This is a genomic window from Vibrio sp. 10N.222.49.C9 (genome assembly GCF_041474985.1).
Lineage (GTDB): Bacteria > Pseudomonadota > Gammaproteobacteria > Enterobacterales > Vibrionaceae > Vibrio > Vibrio crassostreae_C.
Genome location: NZ_JBFRVD010000124.1, coordinates 1 through 1,375, shown reverse-complemented (window position 1 = coordinate 1,375; position 1,375 = coordinate 1). Strand labels below are relative to the sequence as shown.

Sequence of the window (1,375 nt, the reverse complement as noted above, 5' to 3'; positions counted from 1 at the left end):
CTTCTATTCAGTTCTAACTCACTACATCACCCAGGGTGAGATCGTGAACATTTTTTGGTCAAAACTACGATCGATTTGACGATCACATTTAGCTGTGATCATATGCTCCCTTTTTAGGGAGCAAATCATGCACATTGACCACTTCAAAGAACATTTTCAAACGATTACCGACCAACGCCAAGGTGCAAAGATCACTTATTGCCTGTTTGAAGTCCTTTTTGGCTCGCTATGTGCGGTTATTGCTGGTGCGAAAGGCTGGTTTGATATTCGTGAGTACATTCTCGGACATCATGACTGGTTTAGGCGCAATGACCTATTTTTGAACGGTATTCCTGCTGATGACACTGTTGCTCGAATAATATCGACGATTGAACCTGAGCAGTTTCATGAATGCTTCATAAACTGGATGTCATCAATTCACACCCTTACTGATGGTCAAGTCGTTGCGATCGATGGCAAAACGCTTCGCGGCTCATATAATCGCGAAGACAGAGCGAGTACTATTCATATGATCAGTGCTTACGCGTCATCAAACAAGCTCGTATTAGGGCAGTTAAAAACCGAACAAAAAAGCAATGAAATTACAGCGATCCCTGAACTGATAAAGATGCTCGATGTCAAGGGAGCGCTAGTAACCATTGATGCTATGGCCTGTCAAACCAAGATTGCTAAAGCCATTGTAGATCAAGGTGGAGACTACCTGCTTGCCGTAAAGAGCAACCAAGGAAAACTCCGACAAGCAATAGAAAAGGCGTTCTCTTCTCAACGAGCCAATGTGGTTGATGAGATCTCTCTTAAGCAAGGACACGGTCGTATAGAATCACGCCAATGCTATGTTTTTGATAGTACGAAACTTGAAGGTAACTTCTCTCGCTGGAAAGCCTTGAAGAGCATTGTTATGGTTGAAAACTTTCGCCTTGAGAAAGGCAAATCTGTCGATCTAGAGTACCGTTATTATATCAGTTCTAAAAAGCTGAGTGCAGAGCAAGCAGCGATGGCAGTCAGAGAGCATTGGGGCATAGAATCAATGCACTGGGTGCTTGATGTAACCATGAATGAAGATGCGTGCCAGATATACAAAGATCACGGTGCAGAGAATCTATCATGCCTACGCCATATGAGTTTGAACATGCTCCGAGAAGAGCCAACCAAGCTAAGCATTGTTGGTAAGCAAAAGCGCTGCATGATGAATACATCAATGCTAGAGGCAGTATTGAGTGCTGGCTTTAGTCAGGTGGTGGAAAACTAGGCACTCATGCGGTCGCCCTGGCATGAGTCTACCAGTAGAGTGCAAACTCATACACTGAGTCAATACGATGTTGTGATCTTAAACTCATTCGGTGAATATAATAAACGTGATACGAAAAAACATAAT

General features: G+C 43.2%; 1 protein-coding gene. It reads left to right on the top strand.

What is annotated here, in order from left to right; translation table 11 throughout:
- Positions 1–127 precede the first annotated feature (127 nt).
- A complete protein-coding gene (locus tag AB4585_RS22280; protein ID WP_372170987.1) occupies positions 128–1,249 on the top strand; it encodes an ISAs1 family transposase in 1,122 nt (373 codons plus the stop codon).
- The last annotated feature ends 126 nt before the right edge of the window (positions 1,250–1,375 follow it).